Consider the following 22698-nt stretch of genomic DNA (forward strand, 5'->3'; position numbering starts at 1 on the left):
AGGGTGAACTGTGCGCCCGCGCGCTGGCAGGCCGCTGGCAGCGCGCTGTCAGCGGCTGGCAGCCATCCTGCGCACGGCCTCCGTGATGATCTCCGGCGACGTGCCGAGGTTGAACCGGACGTGGCCCTCTCCCCCGCTGCCGAACCCGGTGCCCGACATCAGGGCGACCCTGCCGCGGTCGAGGAAGAAGGCGGCCGGGTCGTCGCTGATCGCCCGGCAGTCGAGCCACGCGAGAAAGGTCGCTTCGGAGGGTTCGTAGCCGACCTCGGGCAGGTGTTCGGCGAGCAGGTTCGCGAGCAGCTTCCGGTTCTCGTCGAGGCCGTCGAGCAGCGCGTCGAGCCACTCGCCGCCCTCCCGGAACGCGGCCGCGTGCGCGATCGTGCCGAAGTGGCTCGGGCCGTGGCTGACCTCCTCGGGCAGCCTCGACAGCTCGTCGGTGTTCGAGATGGCGACCGCCGCGCGCACGGCCGCCAGGTTCCAGCCCTTCGACGCGGACATGAGGCACATGCCCTGGTCGTCGACGCTCAGGTACGGCACGAACCGCGCGCTCTTGGCGACGAGCGGCGCGTGGATCTCGTCGGCGATCACTCGCGCGCCGTACGTCCGGGCCAGCCGGGCGAGCGCCGTGAGCTCCTCGGCGGTGTGGACGGCGCCGGTCGGGTTCTGCGGGTTGCACAGCAGGTAGACGGGCCGGTCGGCCTTGACGTGCTGGAACGTCCGCTCGATCGCGCCGAGGTCGAGGCGCCCGTTCGTCAGGGGTGCCTCGATCACCGCGCGGCCCGTGCTGCGGACGAACAGGTAGAACGGCGGGTACACCGGCGGGCTGACGATCACCGGGTCGCCGGGCCCGGAGACCAGCTTGATCAGCTCCACGACGCCGAGCATCACGTCGGACACCAGCGCCGTCCGGTCCAGCGGGAGCTTCCAGCCCCAGCGCCGTTCCGCGAACGCCGCGAGCGCCTCCTGGCAGGCGGTCCCGGCCGGGTAGCCGGTGTCGCCCAGCTCCAGGGCGTCGACGAGGGCCCGCTTGATCGGCTCAGCCGGGTCGACGTCCATCTCGGCCACCCACAGCGGGAGCACGTCCTCGGGGAACTCCCGCCACTTCACGCTCGTGCGTCGCCGTAACCGTGGAAGCGACGCCTGACTCAGCGGGTTGCGCATGAACCCCAACGTAGGTCACCCGGGATGGGCCGTCACGTTGTGCGCGGTGATCTCCTCACCGCAGCAGCGGCACGCGAGGAACGCGTCGGCGGGGTTGCCGCAGGTGTTGTGGTCGAGCCTGACCGGCGGCCCGTCCGGGTCGGGGACGTGCGCGTCGCCCCACTTCATGAGGATCACGATGGCGGGGAACAACTCCAGCCCCACCTCGGTGAGCCGGTACTCGTCGCGGTCCTCCGCGTACGGCACGCGCTGCAGCAGCCCGGCCTCGACCAGCGTCTTGAGCCGCGCGGACAACGTCGGTCTGGGAACGTTGAGGTTGCGCACGAACTGCCCGTACCGCTTCACGCCGAAGAACGCCTCGCGCAGGATCAGCAGGGTCCACTTCTCCCCCACGAGGTCGAGCGCGCGCCCGACGGACTCGCCGCGGAACCGGCGGTCGTGGGCGTCGGAGTCGATCATCGGCGGTCCTTCGTCAGCAGCGGGGAGAGCGTGGTGAGCATTCTGCGGCCCGCCGGGTCCTCGGCCGTCGCGGGGACCAGGCCGACGTGCCCGGCTCCCGCCGCGAAGTACTCCTCGACGCGGCGGGCAATGGCGCCGGCCGACCCGATGGCGCCGACGGCCTCGATCAGGTCGAGCGGGATGGCCCGGGCCAGCTCGGCGCGGGGCCTGCCCGCTCTCGCCTGGTCGACGAGGTCGCCATGGCCCAGCGCGGTGAACATCTCGCCGTAGCCCGGTGGGGAGAGGTAGACGCTGAGCTGGGAACGGAGTTGCCGCAGGGTGTCGGCGCCGGGGTCGAGGGCCGCCGGGATCCAGACGGCCAGGGGCGGAGTGTCGCCGACGCGCTGACGGACGTCGGCCACGTGATCGGCGCTGACCAGGTTGAGCACCACCTCGTCCCCCGCCTCCGCCGCCACCCGCGTCATCGCGGGCCCGAAGGCCGCCACCGAGATCGGCGTCCCCGGAACGGGTTGCTGCAACCGGAAGCCCGCCACCCGGTCCCCGTTCAGGAGCGCCCTCGTGGCCGCGACCGTCTCCCGCATGCGCCGGACCGGTTCCCACTCCCGGCCGTGCCACCCGCTCACGATCCGCGGACTCGAAGCGCCCAGCGCCAGCCCGGCCTGCCGCCCGGTCATCGCGACCACAGTGGACAGTCCGAGCGCCAGCGCGACCGGGCTCCTCACGCCGGCGGCGAGCGGCCCGATCTTCAAGGAGATGCGAGACGTCCGCAGGCCCACCGCCGCGGCCAGGGCGAAAGCGTCGAACGTCGCCATCTCCCCGATCCACAACGTCTCGAACCCGGTCTCGTCGGCCGCGACGGCGACGTCCACCGCCTCCGAAGGCGGCCGGTCGAGCCAGAACGGCGTCACCACGCCGACCGACGTCACAGCTGCTCCGTCTGGGCGGCAACGCCGAGCAGCACCTTACCGGGCAGTTCGAACGAGGCGGCGTTGACCTGGAAGTGCGCGGAAGCCGTGTGGGCGTCCCGGAAACGCCGCTGGATCGCCGCCCCGTCGTAGATCGCGCCGCCACCGGCGAGGTCGTAGAGCGCGGAGACGGCTTCACGAGCCGTCCGGGTCGCGTGCGTGGCCGCGAGCCGCGCTCCGGCCCGTGCCTCGACCGGCACCGGGTCACTCCCCTGCGCCGCCTCCCACGCCTCCGCGACCGCTTCGTAGAAGAAAGCCCGCGCGGCCCGCAGCGATGCCGACGCCGAGGCCACCGCGGCCTGGGTGGACCCGCGTTCGGCCAGCGTGCGGCTCGACCCGAGCGGCTTGCGCCCGGCGAGGGCCACGAAGTCGTCCACCGCACCGAAGGCGTTGCCCAGGGCGGCCGCAGCGACCGACAGCGCGAAGAACCCGAACACCGGGAAGCGGTACAGCGCACCGTCCCGCAGCGGACCGTCCACAACGGACAGTATCCGCGACGCGGGCACGAACACCTCTCGTGCCACGCAGTCGTGGCTCCCGGTGCCGCGCAGGCCCGTCGTGTGCCAGGTGTCGAGCACCTCCAGCGACGACTTGGGCAGCGCGGCCACCTTCAGCGCGCCGGAGTGCACGAACCCGGCGAACAACCAGTCGGCGTGCCCGATCCCGGAGCAGAACGACCACTGCCCGGAGAGCACCACGCCACCGTCGGCCGTGACACCGCGGCCTTTCGGCGCCCACACCCCGGAGGCGACCGTCCGCGGATCCCCGAACACCTCCTCGGCGCCTTCGGCGGGCAGGTAGGCGGCGAGCAGGCTGGAGGTCGCCGCGATCGACACGCACCAACCGGCGGACGCGTCACCACGGGCGACGGCCTCGGCGAGGGCCAGCGTCTCGGCCGGCGGACGCTCCGGTCCCCCGAGCGCCTCGGGGACTCCGAGCCGGAACAGGCCTTCCGCGCGGATCGCCTCGACCAGTGCGGGAGCCAGTGCCCGGGACGCCTCGGTCTCGGATGCGAGCTCACGGGCGAGAGCGGCGACAGCGGACACGGGCGCCTCCTGGTTCAGAATTCTTACCGGTTCAGTTTTCTTACCATAGCCAGGCGCGAGCGGGCGGAGCAAGGGGCGCCTTTAGCATCCGCGTGTGGGAACTCTGCGAGCGCGACCCGTTGACCTGCCTGAACGTGAGCACGGACCGTCCGTGGAGGTCACCCAGACCGAAGTGACGTACGACCGGTGGCAGCACACGTTCGCCCCTCCCACCGCGAGGTCGATCGCCCGCGGTGACGCCTACGTGGACGGGGAACACGTGTGGGTCTTCCGCCCGGACTCGATGCTCGGGCAAGGAGAGGGGGACGGCTGGCTCGTGCTCGCCGCGGCCGACGGGCGGGTCGTCGCCGAGGCCACCCTGCCGACGGAGGGCCAGGGCGCGATCCACCACCGGCATCCGGACGGCGTGCACGTGCTGCTCGACGTCGGCGAGGGGCAGGACGGGAGCTACCAGTTCCTCGGGCATCTCGACGGAACGGAGCTCGTGGTCCGCGCCTACCCGTGGGACAACCGCATCGCGCTGGGCTTCGCGCCCGGCGGCACCGGGTTCATGACGGTCGACCACGACCAGGAGGACGTGGCGTTCCACGCGTTCCCGTCCGGCGAGCGCACCCGCACGGTCGGGCTCTCCGACCTGCCGCAGCCAGAGGTGGGTGAGGAGACCCTCGTCGTGGTCGGCTGGGGCGGCGGGTACCTCGACGCCACCAGGGCCGTCGTCATCGTCGAGTGGGAGGGCGACGACGAGGAGATGCACCACGTCTTCCACGTGGTGGACCTGGAGTCCGGCGCCGTGCTCGGGCAGCTCGACGTTCCCGGAGAAGCGGAGAACGTCGAGCTGCCCGGCGACGGCACGTGGATCCAGCGGGACGAGGACGGGCGCTCGTCCCGCTGGACGTTCGCCTGACGTCAGGCGAACGGCGAGCTGTCGATGCCGCAGGTCTTCTGAGCCGGCAGCACACCGGTGAAGAGGTAGTCCCGCTTCACCTTCTCCGCGCACGTGCTGCGCACGTACATGGAGGTGTGCCCGTACCCCTCGACGGTCAGGAACCCCGTGCGGGCCATCTCGGCGGCACCGTCGCGAGCACCGTGCAACGGCGTCGACGGGTCGAACCTGCTGTTGATGAACAGGATCGGCGCCGACGTCCAGCGGTTCCACGGACCGGTGTAGCGGTCGTCGTCACGGCCCTGCCAGAACGCGCAGGCCATCATGTCGAACACCACGGCACGGCCCCAGTAGGGCACGCGCTGGTCTTCGCTCCTGCCGTACTTCGTGTACGTGGCGGCGTCGCGCGGGAAGTCGCTGTCCGAGCACTGCACGGCGTTGAACGCCTCGAACCGGTTCGAGGTGTAGTCGGCCGCCGCCGTCGTCGTCAGCGACGCCGGTGCCTCCCAGACGCCCTGCAGCACGCCGGCCAGGCCCTGCCAGGTGTCCGGCTGCGCCAGCGAGTCCCACACGGTGGTGATCAGCGAGACGCGGTCGAACCGGCCGTCCGGCGTGGTGACGGGCGACGCCGTCACCTTGGCGACGAGGTCCGCCCACTTCTGCTTCAGGTCTCCCCCGGCGAACGCGCACCGGGCGCCCGGTGCCGCGCACAGCTTCAGGAACTGGTCGAACGTCTCGGCGACACCACGCGGCACGTCCTGGCGGGTGTCCAGCGGCACGGTCGCGCCCTGGTCACCGTGCCCGGTGGCGTTGCCGATGAAGTCGAGCGAGCCGTCGAACGCGAGCGCGCGGACCTTGTCCGGGAACATGTTCGCGTAGATCGCGCCGAGGTGCGTGCCGTACGAGATGCCGTGGTACGTCAGCTTCTTGTCGCCCACGGCCTTGCGCAGCAGGTCCAGATCGCGGGCCGTGTTGGCGGACGAGACGTGGTCCAGCAGGTCGCCGGACTTCGCCTCGCACCTCTGGACGAACTCGCGGTAGCTGTCGTAGAAGGCGGGCTCCTGCGCCGCGGTGTCCGGGTAGACCGGGATGGAGTTGAGGAACGTCTGCTGCTCCTCGACGCTGTCGAAACAGCGCACCGTCGCCGAACGGCCGATGCCGCGCTGGTCCCACGACACCACGTCGAACCGCGACCGCAGCTCGGACGAGAACAGCCACTCCCACTTGCCACGCGCCCGCAGTCTGTCCACACCGGACGCACCGGGACCGCCGAAGTTCACGAACAGCGAGCCGATCCGCTTCGCCGGGTCGGTCGCGGGCAACCTGATCAGCGCCAGGTCGATCTTCGTGCCGTAGGGCTGGTCGTAGTCCAGCGGCACCTTCGCCGTCGAGCACTGGAACCCGTCCTGGCAGTCCTGCCAGGCCAGTGCGGGCGTCTGCGCCTCTTCGGCGGCCAGCGCGGCCGGCGCCAGCCCGACGAGCAGCGCGGCCGTCAACAGTAGTGATCTCAAATAGTGCTCCCCAGTTCAGACCTCTCGATCATCAAGACGCCAGAACCGGGCCGCGGGTTGCTTTGGAGACGAACGGGGTTCCCGGCGGTCCGGGAACCCCGCGTCGGTCAGTCGATCGGGATGCAGGGCACGCGATGAGGAAAGACCACGATGGCACCGACTGCCGCTGTTGTGCGCATGTGCGTCACCCGTTCAACGCGTGGGTCGCCGTCGCCCCTCCGTCGACCACGAACTCCCCGCCCGTGCAGTACGCGCTGTCGTCACTGGCGAGGAACAGCACGACGTTCGCGACGTCCTCCGGCTGACCGATCCGCCGCAACGCCAGCTTCCTGCCGATCGGCGACACGTCGATCGGCCGCCCCAGCGCCGTGCTGACCATGGGCGTGTCGATGGCGCCGGGGTGCACGGAGTTGACGCGGATCCCGTGCTGGCCCAGCTCCATCGCGGCGACCTTGGTCATGCCGCGGATCGCGAACTTCGACGCCGTGTACGCCGTCAGGTACGGCATGCCGCCCAGGCCCTCGACGGACGACACGTTCACGATCGACCCGACGCCCGCCCGCGTCATCGTCTCGACCACCGACCGCATGCCGAGGAACGTGCCGACCTGGTTGATGCCGATCACCCGCTGGTAGTCGGCGAGCTTCGTGTCGGCCAGCGCGGAGAAGTGCAGGATGCCCGCGTTGTTCACGAGAACCGTTATGTCACCGAACGTCTGCACGGTGAACGCGACGGCCTCGGCCCACTCGTCCTCCGACGACACGTCGAGGTGGCAGTACTCCGCACCGATCTCGGCCGCGAGGTCCTTGCCCTGGTCGTCGAGGACGTCGGTGATCATCACCCGCGCGCCCTCGGCGACGAACCGGCGTGCCGCGGCCGCGCCCTGACCCCGGGCGGCGCCGGTGATCAGGGCGACCTTTCCGTCCAGCCGCATCTACATCATCTCGTCGGTCAGCGGCATCATCACGGTCTTGAGCTCGGTGTAGGCCTCGTAGGCGCTCTGCCCGCCCTCGCGGCCGAGGCCCGACTGCTTGTAGCCGCCGAACGGGATGTGCGGTTCGAGCTGGAAGCCGTTGATGCCGACCATCCCGACGCGCAACGCCTTCGAGACGCGGAACGCGCGGCGCACGTCGTTGGTGTAGACGCCCGCTCCCAGTCCGTACTCGGTGTCGTTCGCGATGCGGACGGCCTCTTCCTCGGTGTCGAACGGCACGACCGTCAGCACGGGGCCGAAGATCTCGTCACGGGCGATCTCCATGTCGTTGGTGGCGTCCGCGAAGATCGTCGGCGCGACGAAGTTCCCGGACGAGTAGTCGCCGTCGAGCCGCGTGCCGCCGGTGACGAGACGCGCGCCGTCCTGCTGGCCTCGTTCGATGTAGCCGAGCACGCGGTCGAGCTGCTTCGCGTTGATCAGCGGGCTGGCGAGCACGGCCGGGTCGAACGGGTCGCCGAACGTCACCGCGGTCGCGAGCATCTGCGCCATCGAGAGGAACTCCTCCTGCGCCTCCCGCTGCACCAACGCCCTGGTGTGCGCGACGCACGCCTGCCCGGACAGCCCCATCGTGACCATGCCCATGCAGGTCATCGCGGCGAGGCCGACGTTCGGGGCGTCCGCGAACACGATCGCGGGCGACTTCCCGCCCAGCTCCAGGGAGACGCGCTTCATCGTCCCGGCCGAGGCCTCCACGATCCGGCGGCCGACGGTGCGGCTGCCGGTGAAGCTGATCTTGTCGATGCCGGGGTGCGTGATCAGCGCCTCGCCGGTCGGGTTCCCGGGGCCGGTGACGAGGTTGACGACGCCCTCGGGCAGACCCGCCTCGATCAGCAGCTCGACCATGCGGATCACGCAGAACGACGCGTACTCCGACGGCTTCACCACGACCGTGCAGCCCGCGGCCAGTGCGGGCGCGAGTTTCTGGGCGAACAGCACGAACGGCGCGTTCCACGGCAGGATCGCCGCGACGACGCCGACGGGTTCGCGGAACGTCATCGCGAGGTGGTCACCGCCCTGGTACGGCGGCAGGGTCTGGCCGCCGACCTTGTCGATCCAGCCCGCGTGGTGGTCGAAGATGTCCGCCGCGATGCCGACCGAGGTGGCGTAGATCTGGCCGAACGACAGCGGCACGCCGTTGTCCAGCGCCTGCAGGCCGCGCAGCTCGTCGGAGTGCTCGCGCAGCAGGTCGCCGTACCTGCGCAGGACCTTGATGCGCTCGCCCGCCCGGCTGCGGGGCCAGGTGCCCTCGTCGAAGGCCTTGCGGGCGGCCAGGACCGCCGCGTCCACGTCCTTGGCCGACGCGACGGCGAAGCTGCCGATCTCCTCGCCGGTCGCGGGGTGGTGGTGGGTCCAGGTCTCGTCCGCCTCGCGGAACTCGCCCCCGATGAGGAGCCGGCCGTCCTTGAGGCCCAGCGTCTCGCGGTGCGGTTGGACGGTGAGCGTCACAGCTCCTCCTACAGAGAAATCGTTTCCGTACAGGCGAAGGTCCTTTGTGGATCCCGGTCGGCGAAGTGGCCGTCGAGATCGGTGAACGCGGCGAACTTCCGCTCGACCGTCGGTGGTGCCATCAACGCGACCATGCCGCCGTGGACGACGAAGACCTGTCCGTTGATCTTCTCCCCGGACGGCCCGGCCAGGTGCGCCACGAACTTCGCGACGTGCTCGGGCGCCAGCGAGTCGTCGCCCTCGGGAGCGTCGCCGAACACGTGCGCCGTCATCTGGGTGCGGGCGCGCGGGCAGATCGCGTTGGCACGCACGCCGTACCGGCTCGTGCCCCTCGCGGTCGCCACGGTGAGCGCGGCGATGCCCGCCTTGGCCGCCGCGTAGTTGGCCTGGCCTTCCGAACCGAGCAGGAACGCCTCCGAAGAGGTGTTCACGATCCGCGCGTAGACCGGTTCGCCCGCGGCCTTCGACTGCTGCTTCCACAGCGCGACGGCGTTGCGCGACAACAGGAAGTGGCCGCGCAGGTGCACCCGCACGACCAGGTCCCACTCCTCGTCGGTCATGTTGAACAGCATCCGGTCGCGCAGCACGCCCGCGTTGTTCACGAGGACGTGCAGCCCGCCGAACTGCTCCATCGCGGCGGTGACGAGGGCGTCGGCGGTGGCCCGCTCGCCCACGTCACCCTCGACCACGACGCACTTCGCGCCCAGCTGCTCGATCTCGGCCGCGGCGGCGTCGGCCGATCCCGGCAGGTCGTTGAGCACGATCGACGCACCGGCCCGTGCGAGCTCGAGCGCTTCCGCGCGGCCGAGCCCGGCACCGGCGCCGGTGACCACGGCGACCTTCCCCGCAAGGTCCACAGGAGACTCTCCCAAGAAGAGATGTGTCAGTCGAACAGAATGACCTGGCGGATCAGCGATCCACCGCCCTTGAGCGCCTGCAGTCCCTCGTTCACGTCCTCCAGCCTGATCCGCTTGCTGATCATGCCCTCGAGGTCGAGACGGCCCTGCCGCCAGAGCGCGATCATGCGCGGGATGTCGCGGCGGAAGTTCGCCGTCCCGTAGAACGAGCCGTGCAACGTCTTGTCGTGCAGGAAGAGTTCCTGGGCGCTGAACGACACCATCGCGTCCGCCCGGCCCGCGCCGACGACGACCGTGTGGCCACCGCGGCGGGTGAGGTCCCACGCCTGGCGGATCGTGGCGGGCAGTCCGACGACGTCGAACACGTAGTCGAAGCCCATGCCGGAGTTCAGCTGGTTGTTGAGATCCACGATGCCGTCGGGTGTCGTGGCGTGCGTCGCGCCGAACTTCTGCGCCACCTCGTGCTTCTCGAGCACCGGGTCGACCGCGACGATCCGCGCCGCGGCGGCGAGCCGGGCTCCCTGGATCACCGCGACACCGACGCCACCGCAGCCGATCACGGCGACGCTGGAGCCCGCTTCGACCTTCGCGGTGTTGAGCACCGCCCCGACGCCGGTCAGGATGCCGCACGACAGCAGCGCGGCGACGTCCCACGGCACGTCGTCGTCGATCTTCACCGCGGCGTCGGCCGGCACCACCATCTCCTCGGCGAACGCGCCGAGCCCGGCGTACCCGAAGGCCGGGTTGCCGTCGACGAGGAACCTCGGCGACGTGAACGCGGAGATGGTGTGCACGAGGCACAGATGTGACTGGCCCGTCACGCATTGGGCGCACTTCCCGCACGGCGGCACGAAGGTGATCGCCACGTGGTCGCCGACCGCGAGCGACGTCACGGCGCTCCCGATCTCGGCGACCTCACCGGCGCCCTCGTGACCGACGACGCCCGGCGCCAGGGCGGGCAGCGTTCCGTCCATTGCGGACAGATCGCTGTGGCACACCCCGCACGCCTTGATCCTGATGCGGATCTCCTGCGGACCCACCGGAGTGGTGGTCACGTCGTCCCGGAGCTCGAGCTTGTCGTCGCCTACCTGGTTGAGCACGGCAGCCTTCACCGGTATCACTCCTCGCTGAGCTCACGGTCGAAGTACCCGTCGCACACTAGAATCTGTTCTTGTTCATGACAAGGCCCATCAGCGTGAGAGCCGCAGTGCGCCCTTCGGGCACGCCGCCACGGCGCGTTCCGCCGGCGCTTCCTCACCGGAGGCCAGCTCACCGTCCCGGATCTGCAGAACCTCATCGTCGTCAAGGTCAAACACCTCGGGCAGGATTGACATGCACTCCCCGTGCGCCTCGCACAGCGAAGGGTCGACTCCGACCTTCATCGCGGCCTCCTGACATCAAGTAGAACTTGTTCTAGAGTAGCGGTCATGCGCATCGGTTTCACGCCCGAACAGGAGCGGCTGCGCCAGGAGTTGCGGGCGTACTTCGCCGCGCTCATGACGCCCGAACGGCGGGCCGGGCTCGCCGGGGGAAGTGACTACGGGGACGCCGACGTCTACAAGGACACCGTCCGCCAGATGGGCCGCGACGGCTGGCTGACCATCGGCTGGCCCGAGGAGTACGGCGGCCGGAACCGTCCGATGATCGAGCAGCTGATCTTCCTGGACGAGGCGTCCGCCGCGGGCGCGCCGGTGCCGTTCCTGACGCTGAACTCCATCGGGCCGACGATCATGTCGCTGGGAACGCCCGAGCAGAAGGCCTTCTACCTGCCGAGGATCGCGTCCGGTGAGCTGCACTTCGCCATCGGCTACTCCGAACCGGAGGCGGGCACCGACCTCGCCGCCCTGCGCACGCGCGCGGTCCGCGACGGCGACGAGTACGTGATCAACGGCCAGAAGATGTGGACCAGCCTCGTCCAGTACGCCGACTACGTGTGGCTCGCGTGCCGCACCGACCAGGAGTCGCAGCGGCACAGGGGGCTGAGCATCCTCATGGTGCCGACCACCGACCCCGGCTTCTCCTGGACGCCCGTGCCGACCATGTCCGGTCCCACGACCAGCGCCACCTTCTACGACAACGTGCGGGTGCCCGCCGCGAACCTCATCGGCGAGGAGCACAAGGGCTGGAAGCTCATCACCAACCAGCTCAACCACGAACGCGTCGCCCTGTGCTCGGCCGCGCCGCTGCAGACCGCGTTGCGCGAAGTTCGTCGATGGGCGGACGAAACCGGTGCCGCGGAACACGAGTGGGTGCGCCTGCACCTCGCCCGCGTGCACGCGAAGACCGAGTTCCTCAAGCTCGTGAACTGGCGCATCGCCTCCGGTGCCGACGAGGCCCCCTCCCCGGCCGAGGCCTCCGCGACCAAGGTGTTCGGCACCGAGTTCGCGACCGAGGGCTACCGGCTGCTGATGGAGGTGCTGGGCGCCAACGGGATCGTGCGCGCGGGCTCCCCCGGAGCGTTGCTGCAGGGCCGGGTGGAACGGATGCACCGGTCGTCGTTGATCCTGACGTTCGGCGGCGGCACCAACGAGATCCAGCGGGACATCATCGCGCGCGTGGGCCTCGGGTTGCCCGCCGTACCTCGGTAGGAGATGCCATGGACTTCACGCTGACCGAGGCGCAACGCGAGCTCGCGGCGCTGACCCGCAAGATCCTCGACTCGTCGGACTCGCCGTGGCTCGACCTGGTCAAGTCCGGCGTGGTGCCGGAGCAGCCGGACGAGTTCGGCGTCCTGGAACAGTGCGCGGTGCTCGTGGAACTGGGCCGCGCGGTCGCCGACGTGCCCTACCTGGCCACGACGGTCGCGGCGACCGCGCTCGCCGAGTTCGGCACGCCTGAGCAGCGTGCCCGCTGGCTGACGCCGGGAACCGTGCTGTCCGTGGCGCTCTCCGAGGCCGACGGCGTGAAGACCGCGGTGCCGTTCGCGCGCACCGCCGCCGCTTTTCTGGTGGCGCAGGGTGACGAGGTGTTCGTCGTCGACGCCGGCCAGGTGGAGATCACCCCGCAGGAGCTCGTCGACGGCACCGACGCGGGATGCTTCGAGTTCTCCGGTGGCGACCTCGTGCCCGGCCTCTCCCCCGACTGGCTCGTCACCCGGTACACGCTGGGCCTGTGCGCGCTGCAGCTCGGCGTGACCGAACGCGCCCTGGAACTGACGGCCGAGTACGCCCGCACGCGTGTGCAGTTCGACCGGCCCATCGGCAGCTTCCAGGCCGTGGCACAACGTCTGGCAGATGCGTACATCGACGTCGCGGCCATCCGCCTGACCCTCTGGCAGGCCGCCTGGCGCCTCTCCGAAGGCCTGGACGCGGCGGCCGAGGTCGCCACGGCGAAGTTCTGGGCCGCCGACGCCGGCCACCGCGTCGCGCACACCGCCGTGCACGTCCACGGCGGTACCGGCATCGACATGAGCCACGGGGTGCACCGCTACTTCACGGCGGCGAAGCGCAACGAGTTCGAGCTGGGCGGGGCGACCGCCCAGCTGCTGAAGCTCAGCGCCGTGCTGTGATCAGCCGCAGACCCACAGGGCGGGGCGGCCGTTGGAGTCCGCGCCGCCGTAGGTGCCGATCAAGGTGCCGTCGTCCATGACATCTCCGTAGGCGGTCGAGAACGGCAGCTGGTCAGCCGCCACCTCGGTGCGCTCGGCGCCGCTCCACACGCTGGGCATCTCGGTGGAGGAGCTGTTCGGGCGGTAGGTGCCGAAGAAGATGCCGTGACTGTTGCGGCCGAACGGAACAGTGCCGCCGGGGTAAGTGGCGACCTTCACGCCCCTGAGAGTCCACTCGGTGATGGTGCTCTTCCAGTCCGGGCCGACCTCACCGAGGAACACGCGGTCGCCGTCGAGCCGCACGTGCGCGGGCTGGCCGGGGATCGTCCTGGTCGTCCCGGTGGTCGCGTCGATCAGCGACGTCTCCCAGATCCCCTGGATCACGACCTTGCGCTGGTCGTTGACCCCGATGGCCTTGCCCCGGCCGAGGGACCTGGTGGTGGTTCCGTCGGCCTGCCACAGCACGACGCTGGCACTGTCCGACGAGTCGCCCCGTTCCCACATGGCGACCAGGACGTCGCCCGCGGCGTTGACGGAGATCGCCTTCGACCGCGGACCCGGCAGGAAGGTGTAGGCGCCGTTCTCGTACCGGAAAGCGCGGTACTCGACGCCGTCCAGGCCGTTGTCGCGCTGTTCGAATCCGACGACGACGCCGGAGTTGTTGACGCTCTGCGGAATGATGTGGTCGACGGGTGACGCGGGCGGCGGCAACTCGCTCAGGGCACCGTTCACCCACAGCGCTCCGCGGCCGTACCCCTGCTTGTCGACGAGGCCGACGACTCGGCTGTCGTCGGCGCTGCCGCCCAGGGTGACGACGCTCCCCGACTCAGCCGGAACAGGCAGGTCACGCCGCTCGTACTGGCACACGGCCGCCGCCGCGGTCTGCGGCGTGGCGAGCCCCGACGCGACGACGAGCAGGCACGACAAAAGAGCACGGGTGCGCTTCAAGGTGTTCCCCCCAGAACGGATCTCCGCACACCCTAACCCACACCTCAGCGGCCCAGCGACGCCAGCCTCTTCACCGTCTCGTCGAACTCCGCGAGCAGATCGGCCATCACCTCCGCCACAGGCCGCACCTCGTTCATCCTCCCGACGATCTGCCCGACCGGCATCGAGACCACGGACGGGTCGTCCGACCGGGCTATGCGCTGGTGCGCCTCGCTGACCAGCAGGTTCTGCAACGGCATCGGCAACGGCTCCGGCGCCTCCGCGGACGTCCACGCCTCGGTCCACCGCGTCTTCAGCAGCCGCGCGGGTTTGCCCGTGTAGATGCGGGTGCGCACGGTGTCGCTGGAACCCGCCGCCAGCAACGCCTGCTGCGTGCTCGAGTTGCCCAGGGCGTACTCGGCGGTGGTGAGCCAGTACGAGCCCATCCACACGCCGGACGCGCCCAGCGCCATCGCCGCGGCGGCCTGGCGTCCCGAGCCGATGCCGCCGGCGGCGAGCACCGGGACGTCCACCGAGTCGACGATCTCCGGCACGAGCACCATGGTCGCGACCTCGCCGGTGTGACCACCGGCCTCGTAGCCCTGTGCCACCACGATGTCGACGCCGTTGGCCACGTGCCGTCGCGCGTGTTCGGCCTTGCCCGCCAATGCCGCCACCGGGACTCCGGCGGCGTGCACGCGTTCGATGATGTCCGCGGGCGGTGAGCCCAGTGCGTTCGCGATCAGGCGGATCGGGTGTTCCAGCGCCACGTCGACGTGCGAGCGCGCGACGGAGTGCAGCCAGCCGAGCACGCCCTCGCCGCCCTCGCCGTCCGGCAGCGGTGGCACGCCGAGCTTCAGCAACGTCTGCTGCACGAACTCCTTGTGGCTCTGCGGGATGAGCCCGGCCAGGTCGATCTGCGTGCCTTCCTTCGGCACGGTGGCGGGCATGACGATGTCGACGCCGTACGGCTTGCCGTCGGTGTTCTCGTCCATCCACGTCAACGCGCGGTCGAGGTCCTCCGCGTCGTTGAACCGCACGCACCCGAGGACACCGAGTCCGCCCGCTCTGCTGATCGCCGCCGCCACGTGCTCGGACGGCGTGAAGCCGAAGACGGGGTGCTCGATGCCGAGCTCGTCACACAGGCTGGTGCGCATGGTCCTCCACGTGGCGCTTCGCCCACTGGTAGTCGGGTTTGCCGCTGGGGGTGCGGCCGATCTCGCCGACGAGCCACAACGACCGCGGCACCTTGTAGCCCGCGAGCGACTCGCGGACATGAGCGTCCAGTTCGGACAGTGTCGGCGTGGCACCGTCGCGCGGCTGGACGATCGCGCCGACGCGCTGGCCGAGCAGGTCGTCGGCAATGCCGATCACGAGCGCGTCGAAGACGTCCGGGTGCGACTTCAGCACCCCTTCGACCTCCTCCGGGAAGACCTTCTCGCCGCCGGTGTTGACGCAGGTGTTGCCCCGCCCCAGCAACGTGATGTCGCCGTCCTCCTCGAACCGGGCGAAGTCGCCGGGCACGGTGAAGCGCTTGCCGTCGACCTCGACGAACATCCGCGCGGTCTTCTCGGGGTCCTTGTAGTAGCCGAGCGGGATGTGCCCGCCGCGCGCCAGCTTGCCGATCACCCCGGGCGACGGCTCGAGCTTGTTGCCGTCCTCGTCGATGACGATGGTGTCCTCGTTGAGCTTCACCTTGGTGCCGTCGGTCTTCACCATCTCCTTGGGCACCGCGCCGATGCCCGTGGACCCGGTCTCGCTCGACCCGATCGACTCCAGCAGCGTCGTGTGCGGCAGGTGCTCGTGGTACTGCTTCTTCACCGTGAACGAGAACAACGCCGCGCTGCTGTTGAGGATGTAGAGCGACGAGGCGTCGTACGTGCCGCGCTGGAACTCCTCGATCAGCGGCCGGCCCATGGCGTCACCGGTGATGACGGCGACCTGGACCTTTTCCCTTTCGATCACCTGCCAGATCTCGGCGGGGTCGAACTTGGGCACCAGCACCACCGTGCTGCCGCTGAACAACGCGCCGAGCACCGCCCACTGCGCCGCGCCGTGGATCAGCGGCGGCAGGCACAGCCTGATGAGCCCGTAGTCCTTGCCGGAGTTGGCCTGGTGCCACTCGTCGGTCAGCCGTTCGCCGGTGACGAAGTCAATGCCGCCGCCGAGCGTGCGCCAGACGTCCTCGTGCCGCCACATCACGCCCTTGGGCATGCCGGTCGTGCCGCCGGTGAACAGGATGTAGAGGTCGTCGGGGCTGCGCGGCCCGAAGTCCCGTTCGCCGGACTCCTCCGCCAGCGCCGTCTCGTAGTCCGCGCCCTCGAAAGGTTCCTCGGTCTCGTCGTCGATGACGACCGTGTGACCGGGCGCGCCGACCTCCGCGACCAACGGCGCGTACCGCCGTTCGTGTACGAGAGCGGTCAGGTCCGCTTCACCGAAGAGGTATTGCAACTCGTTCTTGGTGTAGCGGTAGTTCACGTTGATCGCCACGGCACGCAGCTTGTAGACCGCGAGCATGGCCTCGACCAACTCGATCGAGTTGCGCGCGTAGAGCCCCACGTGCGCACCTTGCGTCACGCCGTTCTTTGCCAGGTGGTGAGCCAGTTTGTTGGCTCGCGACTCCAGCTCGGCGTAGGTGACCCGCTTGGGGCCGCAGATGAGCGCGGTCCTGTCGGGCACGGTGTCGGCGGCGTGTTCAACGAGGTCTGCGACGTTGAGGGCCATGGTAGGCAAAGTAGAACGTGTTACTGTTCTCGACAATCCCCCGTGCGGTCAGACTCGATCCAGGAGGCGCGCGAATGACGACCACGACAGAACCACACGCGTTGGTGGACTTGGTGGACAACAACGTCCTGGTCGTCACGATGAACCGCCCAGAGGTCCGCAACGCCTTGTCCGGCCCCATGCTGGCCATCATGAAGGACGCGTGGGACCGGGTGGACTCCGATCCGGACGTCCGCGTCTGCGTCCTCACCGGAGCGGGCGGCTCGTTCTGCGCGGGCGCGGACCTGAAGGCCATGACGTCCCACCACCCCAGCGAGAACGCCGGCAGGTTCGACTTCTCCGTCATCGAATCACTCCTCAAAGGTCGTCGATTGACGAAACCGCTCATCGCCGCGGTGGAAGGACCCGCGGTCGCGGGCGGCACGGAGATCCTGCAGGCGACGGACATCCGGGTGGCCGGCGAGAGCGCACGGTTCGGCGTCTCCGAGGCCCGGTGGGGCCTGTTCCCGATGGGCGGCTCGGCGGTGAGGCTGCCGCGCCAGATCGCCTACACGGTCGCGGCCGACCTCCTGCTGACCGGGCGGCACATCCGGGCCGCGGAGGCCAAGGAGATCGGGCTGATCGGACACGTGGTGCCGGACGGCCAGGCGCTGGACAAGGCCCTCGAACTCGCCGCGCTGATCACGGCCAACGGGCCCATCGCGGTGCGGAAGATCCTGCAGACCATGCGGGAGACCGAGGTGATGCACGAGAACGAGGCGTTCACAGTGGACGCTCGCCTGGGCATGGAGGTGTTCTCCAGCGAAGACGCCAAGGAGGGCCCCCGGGCGTTCGCGGAGAAGCGCAAGCCGGAGTTCAAGGGCCGGTAGATAGCTGCCGAACGAATTCGTTCGTGCCCGTAACACTTCGTGACGGCGCCCCGATCTGCGTATCAAACATCCGCAGTCCGGGGGCAGGGGCCAGTCTTGACATACTCCGACCAGTCGTCCGACAACGACATCAGCTGCGATGTCGTCGGCACGTCGCTGCAGGCCACGTCGGTGAACAACGTCTACATGGGAGAGTCGGCCAAGCCCCGGTGGCTCAAGGTGTTGCAGTACGCGGCGGTTCCGGTCGCCGTCGCCGTCACCGCCGTCACGGTCACGGCCGTCAGGTCGGCGTCCCCGAGCGACCCCGTGGAGGAGGCGCCGATCGCCGCGACCAGCTCGGTCCCGGCCGGGACCACCACCAGTGCACCCCCTGCGCCCGTCCCGGTTCCCCACGCTCAAGCCGCACGTCCGACGCAGGCGGCTGCGGTGCCGCGCGCACCCGCGGGCGCCACGACCACCACCATCCCGCTCGCCACCACCACTGTCCCCAAGCCGTCCGCACTGGCACCAGCGGGCGACGGCGTGCGGTTCAGCGGCGCGCTGCGGTTCGCGAGCTTCCACCTGGATCCCGTCCCTCCGCGCGACGTGCCGGAGTCGAACGTCTGGGCGCTCACCCCGACGCGCCTGCACGGCGATCCCGGCTACTGGCTGGCCGAGTGGTTCACCGAGGGCGTGCCGGGACGGGACGACTGCCAGGCACACCTCGCCACGAACGCGACGCTCGACGCCGACAACGTCGTCGTGGGCAGCCGGGTCTGCGGGAGAACGCCGGAGAGCCGGATCTTCCGCATCGACGTGACCGCGCTGGACGGCGGCGCGATCACCGGCCAGGTCACGGTCTGGGAGGCGGCCTGATCGTGAGCATCGGTCCGGGAGGCGGCCTGATCGCTAGCATCGGTCCGTGAGCCCTGTTGTCATCATCGATCTCGACGACTGCCTGATCCCGGACGGCAGCGCGGCCCGTGCCGCGATCGCCGTCGTGCTGGCCGGACTCTCGCTGCCGCCGGACGACCAGGCCGTCGACACCGTGCTGGCCGCCGCCCGCCGCGAGTGGCGCGAGAACAGGCTCGTCACGCACAGGGAGGTCGAGCGCGTCGCGTCGTGGGAGGCGCTCTGGGCCGACTTCCACGAGCTCCCGATGCCTCCCGAGACCGTGAAGGCGTTGGTCGGCAACGACGTGCGGGCGTGGCGGCTGGCCCTGACCGATCTGGGCAGCACCGCCGACGCCGAAGCGGCCGCCCTGGCGTTCCGGGTCGCCCGCCAAGCCTTGGTGCGGCCGTTCCCCGGAGTGGAGTCCGCTTTGGACTCACTGCGGGAACGTCACGAACTGTGGCTGGCGACGGACGGGTGCCGGTCGTTGCAGCGCGCGAAGATCCGGCTGTCCGGCCTCGCCGACCGGTTCGAGCGGGTGTTCGTGTCGGGCGAGGTCGGGCATCCCAAGGGCACCGCCGGGTTCACCGCGGCGGTCCGCGAAGCCCTGACCGACGGCCGCACGGTGTGTCTCGTCGCCGGCGACAGCACGACCACCGATCTCCTGCTCGCGGAGACCGGTGGCTGGCCGTTCGTCCGGATCACCGACGAGCTCAGGTTCGTCGACGTGCCGGCGCTCTGCCGCTGCTCCCAGGCCCTGTCCTAGACGTCGTTGGCCGCGATGTACCCGAACGTCATGGCGGGCCCGATCGTCGACCCCGCCCCGGCGTAGCTGTTGCCCATCACGGCCGAGCTCACGTTGCCCGCCGCGTACAGGCCGGGGATCACCGAGCCGTCCGGGCGCAGCACGCGGGCCCGTGCGTCGGTGACCAGGCCGCCCTTGGTGCCGAGGTCGCCGGGCACGATCTTGAACGCGTAGAACGGCGGCGCCCACAGCGGTGCGAGGCACGAGTTCGGGAAGACCGCCGGGTCGGTGTAGTAGTGGTCGTAGGCGCTGTCGCCGCGCTGGAAGTCGGAGTCCCGTCCGGTCATGGCCTGACCGTTGAACCGGCTGACGGTCGCCTTCAGGTTCGCGCCCGGCACGCCGATGGCCGAGGCGAGGCCGTCGAGCGACCAGTTCTTCACGACCGCGCCGGAGGAGTACCAGCCGTCGGGCAGCGGCAGCGTCGGCGCCACGTCGGCGAACAGGTACCTGTTGCGGTAGTTCTGGTCGACGACGAGCCACGCCGGGATGCACGGGTCGGTCGGGTTCTTGTCGTACATGACGTGCACGACGTCGCTGTAGGGCGCGGCCTCGTTGACGAACCGGCGCCCGGCGGCGTTGATCATCAGGCCGCCGGGGAGCGTGCGTTCGGCGAGGCAGAAGTACGGCGTGCCGGGCACCGGGATCGCGGGACCCCACCAGGCGTCGTCCATCAGGTCGACAGCGGCGCCCGCGCGCAGGCCCGCCCGGTGGCCTTCGCCGGTGTTCTCCTTCGCGCCGACCGTCCACTGAGTACCGATCGGCTGGCGCTGGTACTGGGCGCGCATGGCCGCGTTGTGCTCGAAGCCACCGGAGCCCATGATCACGCCGCGGCGGGCGCGCACGGCACCCCGGGAGGTCAGCACTCCCTTGACCGCGCCGTTCTCGATGATCAGGTCCTGCAGCCCGGTGTTCAGCCAGACCGGGACGCCCGACTGCAGCAGGCCCGCACGGAGTCCGCCCGCGAGCGCCTGGCCCATCGTCAACGGCTTCTGGCCCGCCAGAGCGGCGGCCGTGCCTCGCGCCAGAGCGGCCGCCGCGGTGGCCGCGCCCTTCGCGTTGACCAGGGCCAGCGCGAGCCACTTGTAGTCCGCGCCGTAGATGACCATGCCGGCGGGCGGGGTCAGATAGGGCGCGTTGAGGTTGGCCAACTCCGCTCCGAGGACGCGGCCGTCGAGCACCTCGGGCTCGATCGAACGCCCCTTCGCGATGCCGCCGGGGTACTCCGGGTAGTAGTCGCTGTAGCCGTCCATGTGCCGGAAGCGCAACGGGCTGTTGCGCATGACGAACGAGATCATCTGCGGCCCGTACGTCAGGTAGGCCCGCTGCCGCACCAGCGGGATGTCGCCGACGACCGCCGCCATGTACTGCGCGGCCTTCGCGGGCGTGTCCGGCACGCCCGCGGCGAGGATGATCTCGTTGTTGGGGATCCAGATCCCGGCACCGGACCGGGCGGCCGAACCGCCGTACGTCGGCGCCTTCTCCACGACCACGCAGCTCAGGCCGCGTTTGGCGGCGGTGAGCGCGGCGGTCATGCCGGCGGCGCCGGCACCGACGACCACCACGTCGAACTCGCCGAGGTCGGCTGCGGCGGAAGCGGGTTCGACCAGTCCGGAGGCCAGCGCGAGACCGGCTCCGGCGAGCACCTGACGGCGGTTCAGGTTCACGGGTTCGCTCCAGACATCGTCTTCCGGTGGTCCCAGCTGGCGGTCTTGGTCGGACGGAAGATCACGGCGACGCGCCTCGTCATCGCCTTGCGCAGGGCCTCACGGGCCTGGGGGTCGTCGCCGACCTCGCCGAAGTTGCGCTCCACCACGGCGTCCACGACCGGGCCGAGGTCCGTGAACTCGGTGACGCCCTCCATGTGCACGCCCCGGAGCTGGTCGTAGGACTCCCCCGCCTCAGCCAGCACGCTGCAGCGCGGATCGCGTTGCAGGTTCACGATCTTCTGCGACTTGCGGTCGGTGCAGAAGACCAGGTCGCCGTCCACCCACGCGAACCACATCGGCGCGAGGTGCGGCAGCCCGTTGCGGCCGATGGTGGCCACGATCAACGTCTTCTGCCCGGCCAGGAACGCCTCGATCTCCTCGGCCGTCATCTTGATGGCGTCACGCACGGTCGCGCAGCTTTCGCTTGTAGAGCTTGCCGTTCGGGTCGCGCGGTAGCTCGGCCACGTACTCGACGGTGCGCGGCAGCTTGAACTTCGCGAGCCGCGTGCGCGCGAACTCCAGCAGTTCCTCGGTCAGGGCCTCGGAAGCCTCGACACCGTCCACGGGCTGCACGACGGCCTTGATCGCCTCGCCCCAGTCCTCGTGCGGCACACCGAACACGGCCACGTCCGCGACCTTCGGATGGCAGATCAGCTCACCCTCGATCTCCGCCGGGTAGATGTTCACGCCGCCCGAGATGATCATGTCGTTCTTGCGGTCGCACAGGAACAGGTAGCCGTCGTCGTCCAGGTACCCGATGTCCTGCAACGTGAACAGCTTGCCCACCCGCGCGGCCCGGGTCTTCTCGGAGTCCTTGTGGTACTCGAACGTCGAGTCGCCCATCCGCATGTAGACCAGGCCCTGCTCGCCCACGGGAAGCTCGGTCCCGTCCTCGCCCAGGATCTTGATCTCGGACGTCGGCCACGGCAGCCCGACCGAACCCGGCTTCCGCAGCCATTCGGTGGCGCTGATCGCCGTGCCACCGCCCTCGGTGGCCGCGTAGTACTCGATCACGACCGGTCCCCACCAGTCGAGCATGCGGCGCTTGACCTCGAGCGGGCAGGGCGCGGCACCGTGGATCATCGACCGCAGCGAACCCATGTCGTACTTGGCCTTCACCTCGTCCGGCAGCGCCAGCAACCGGTGGAACTGGGTCGGCACCATGTGGCTGTGGGTGACCTTGTACCGCTCGATCAGCCGCAACATCTCCTCCGGTGCCCAGTGGTCCATGAGCACCGCGGTGTGGCCCAGCTGGATCGAGATGGTCACGAAGTTCAGCACGGCCGTGTGGTAGAGCGGAGACCCGCACAGGTGCACGTGACCGTCGTGCGGCTTGATGCCGAAGATGCCGAAGAACCAGGCGGCGCTCGGTGGCACGGCGTCGGGGTCGGCGCCGGTCAACGGCCGGCGCACGCCCTTGGGACGTCCGGTCGTGCCGGAGGTGTACAGCATCGGCGAGCCGGTGGTGCGGCCGTCGGGCCTGCCCTCCTCGCCCTCGCCGAGCTTCGCCAGCGGCACGAACTCCGGGATCTCGCCGACCGCGAACCGAGCGTCGGCCGGCAGGCTCGCCGCGGCCTCGGCAGCGGCGGCCGCGAACCGTTCGTGGGCGACGAAAGCCTTGGCACCGCTGTCCTGCACGAGGTACCCGACCTCGGCGCCGGTCAGGTGCCAGTTGGCCATCACGACGTAGAGGCCGGTCTGGTAGGCGGCGAAGTACACCGCCACCAGGTCGGCGCTGTTGGGCAGCATCAGCACGATGCTGTCACCGGGTTTCAGGCCCAAGGCCCGGAACCCGCGTCCGTAGCGGTTCGCGTCGGCCGCGAGCCCGGCGTAGGTGATCTCGCGACCACTCGGATCGACCAGCGCGGTCAGGTCCGGCTGATCGGCAGCGATGTTCCAGAGTCCTGTGACCACACCCCCAAAGTAGA

22 protein-coding genes are annotated in these 22698 nt (G+C 70.0%); 6 read left to right on the forward strand and 16 right to left on the reverse strand.

Going from position 1 to position 22698, the window contains the following annotated elements:
* Positions 1-48: 48 nt before the first annotated feature.
* The 4 genes from ACWF7A_RS02130 to ACWF7A_RS02145 form a co-directional block, all read right to left on the reverse strand.
* Positions 49-1107 (reverse strand): MalY/PatB family protein, encoded by a 1059-nt coding sequence (locus tag ACWF7A_RS02130; RefSeq protein WP_452248541.1) that lies wholly within the window; start codon positions 1105-1107, stop codon positions 49-51.
* A gap of 69 nt (positions 1108-1176) precedes the next feature.
* A complete protein-coding gene (locus ACWF7A_RS02135) occupies positions 1177-1620 on the reverse strand; it encodes a winged helix-turn-helix transcriptional regulator (RefSeq protein WP_452248542.1) in 444 nt (147 codons plus the stop codon).
* Positions 1617-2546 (reverse strand): LLM class F420-dependent oxidoreductase, encoded by a 930-nt coding sequence (locus ACWF7A_RS02140; protein ID WP_452248543.1) that lies wholly within the window; start codon positions 2544-2546, stop codon positions 1617-1619. The genes ACWF7A_RS02135 and ACWF7A_RS02140 overlap by 4 nt, the downstream gene beginning before the upstream one ends.
* Complete coding sequence (locus tag ACWF7A_RS02145; protein WP_452248544.1) at positions 2543-3631, reverse strand: acyl-CoA dehydrogenase family protein; 1089 nt, start codon at positions 3629-3631, stop codon at positions 2543-2545. The genes ACWF7A_RS02140 and ACWF7A_RS02145 overlap by 4 nt, the downstream gene beginning before the upstream one ends.
* 151 nt (positions 3632-3782) lie before the next feature.
* Here ACWF7A_RS02145 and ACWF7A_RS02150 point away from each other — a divergent pair, with 151 nt between their 5' ends.
* Positions 3783-4535, forward strand: coding sequence for a hypothetical protein (locus ACWF7A_RS02150; RefSeq protein ID WP_452248545.1), 753 nt, complete (start codon positions 3783-3785; stop codon positions 4533-4535).
* 2 nt (positions 4536-4537) lie between these two features.
* On the opposite strand, the gene ACWF7A_RS02155 is transcribed toward ACWF7A_RS02150, so the two are convergent.
* From ACWF7A_RS02155 to ACWF7A_RS02180, 6 genes are all read right to left on the reverse strand, one after another.
* Complete coding sequence (locus tag ACWF7A_RS02155; protein WP_452248546.1) at positions 4538-6025, reverse strand: alpha/beta hydrolase; 1488 nt, start codon at positions 6023-6025, stop codon at positions 4538-4540.
* A 184-nt stretch (positions 6026-6209) separates the two neighbouring features.
* Complete coding sequence (locus tag ACWF7A_RS02160; protein WP_452248547.1) at positions 6210-6959, reverse strand: glucose 1-dehydrogenase; 750 nt, start codon at positions 6957-6959, stop codon at positions 6210-6212.
* A complete protein-coding gene (locus ACWF7A_RS02165) occupies positions 6960-8465 on the reverse strand; it encodes an aldehyde dehydrogenase family protein (RefSeq protein ID WP_452248548.1) in 1506 nt (501 codons plus the stop codon).
* Between the two features lie 8 nt (positions 8466-8473).
* Complete coding sequence (locus ACWF7A_RS02170; RefSeq protein ID WP_452248549.1) at positions 8474-9322, reverse strand: SDR family NAD(P)-dependent oxidoreductase; 849 nt, start codon at positions 9320-9322, stop codon at positions 8474-8476.
* 26 nt (positions 9323-9348) lie between these two features.
* Positions 9349-10434 carry a Zn-dependent alcohol dehydrogenase gene (locus ACWF7A_RS02175; RefSeq protein ID WP_452248550.1) on the reverse strand — a complete coding sequence of 362 codons (1086 nt, stop codon included), beginning with the start codon at positions 10432-10434 and terminating at the stop codon, positions 9349-9351.
* A gap of 78 nt (positions 10435-10512) precedes the next feature.
* Complete coding sequence (locus ACWF7A_RS02180) at positions 10513-10704, reverse strand: ferredoxin (RefSeq protein WP_452248551.1); 192 nt, start codon at positions 10702-10704, stop codon at positions 10513-10515.
* Positions 10705-10749: 45 nt separating this feature from the next.
* Between ACWF7A_RS02180 and ACWF7A_RS02185 the strand changes: the two genes are divergently transcribed.
* The gene (locus ACWF7A_RS02185; protein WP_452248552.1) at positions 10750-11910 is read left to right on the forward strand and encodes an acyl-CoA dehydrogenase family protein; all 1161 of its coding nucleotides are present in this window, start codon (positions 10750-10752) and stop codon (positions 11908-11910) included.
* An 8-nt stretch (positions 11911-11918) separates the two neighbouring features.
* Entirely contained in the window at positions 11919-12830 is a 912-nt protein-coding gene (locus tag ACWF7A_RS02190; RefSeq protein WP_452248553.1) for an acyl-CoA dehydrogenase family protein, read from the forward strand.
* On the opposite strand, the gene ACWF7A_RS02195 is transcribed toward ACWF7A_RS02190, so the two are convergent.
* Genes ACWF7A_RS02195 through ACWF7A_RS02205 form a run of 3 tightly spaced genes read right to left on the reverse strand, consistent with a single transcriptional unit; the run spans position 12831 to position 16520 of the window.
* A complete protein-coding gene (locus tag ACWF7A_RS02195; protein WP_452248554.1) occupies positions 12831-13817 on the reverse strand; it encodes a hypothetical protein in 987 nt (328 codons plus the stop codon).
* A 44-nt stretch (positions 13818-13861) separates the two neighbouring features.
* Positions 13862-14953: an NAD(P)H-dependent flavin oxidoreductase gene (locus ACWF7A_RS02200; RefSeq protein ID WP_452248555.1), complete on the reverse strand. Its 1092-nt coding sequence runs from the start codon at positions 14951-14953 to the stop codon at positions 13862-13864.
* Complete coding sequence (locus ACWF7A_RS02205; RefSeq protein WP_452248556.1) at positions 14934-16520, reverse strand: acyl-CoA synthetase; 1587 nt, start codon at positions 16518-16520, stop codon at positions 14934-14936. The genes ACWF7A_RS02200 and ACWF7A_RS02205 overlap by 20 nt, the downstream gene beginning before the upstream one ends.
* A gap of 74 nt (positions 16521-16594) precedes the next feature.
* Here ACWF7A_RS02205 and ACWF7A_RS02210 point away from each other — a divergent pair, with 74 nt between their 5' ends.
* The 3 genes from ACWF7A_RS02210 (at position 16595) to ACWF7A_RS02220 (ending at position 19025) form a co-directional block, all read left to right on the forward strand.
* The gene (locus ACWF7A_RS02210) at positions 16595-17389 is read left to right on the forward strand and encodes a crotonase/enoyl-CoA hydratase family protein (protein WP_452248557.1); all 795 of its coding nucleotides are present in this window, start codon (positions 16595-16597) and stop codon (positions 17387-17389) included.
* Positions 17390-17485: 96 nt separating this feature from the next.
* Positions 17486-18244 carry a hypothetical protein gene (locus ACWF7A_RS02215; RefSeq protein WP_452248558.1) on the forward strand — a complete coding sequence of 253 codons (759 nt, stop codon included), beginning with the start codon at positions 17486-17488 and terminating at the stop codon, positions 18242-18244.
* 46 nt (positions 18245-18290) lie between these two features.
* Entirely contained in the window at positions 18291-19025 is a 735-nt protein-coding gene (locus ACWF7A_RS02220) for an HAD family hydrolase (RefSeq protein ID WP_452248559.1), read from the forward strand.
* Here the strand turns inward: ACWF7A_RS02220 and kstD are convergent.
* From kstD to ACWF7A_RS02235, 3 genes are read right to left on the reverse strand one after another with little or no spacing between them, the layout of a single operon-like run.
* Positions 19022-20728 carry a 3-oxosteroid 1-dehydrogenase gene (kstD, locus tag ACWF7A_RS02225; RefSeq protein WP_452248560.1) on the reverse strand — a complete coding sequence of 569 codons (1707 nt, stop codon included), beginning with the start codon at positions 20726-20728 and terminating at the stop codon, positions 19022-19024. The two genes, ACWF7A_RS02220 and kstD, sit on opposite strands and share 4 nt — an antisense overlap.
* Positions 20725-21177, reverse strand: a complete 453-nt coding sequence (locus tag ACWF7A_RS02230) for a pyridoxamine 5'-phosphate oxidase family protein (RefSeq protein ID WP_452248561.1) — start codon at positions 21175-21177, stop codon at positions 20725-20727. Before ACWF7A_RS02230 ends, kstD begins: the two co-directional genes overlap by 4 nt.
* Entirely contained in the window at positions 21170-22684 is a 1515-nt protein-coding gene (locus ACWF7A_RS02235; protein WP_452248562.1) for an acyl-CoA synthetase, read from the reverse strand. The genes ACWF7A_RS02230 and ACWF7A_RS02235 overlap by 8 nt, the downstream gene beginning before the upstream one ends.
* Between the last annotated feature and the right edge of the window lie 14 nt (positions 22685-22698).

It is taken from the genome of Lentzea sp. NPDC055074, assembly GCF_053608005.1.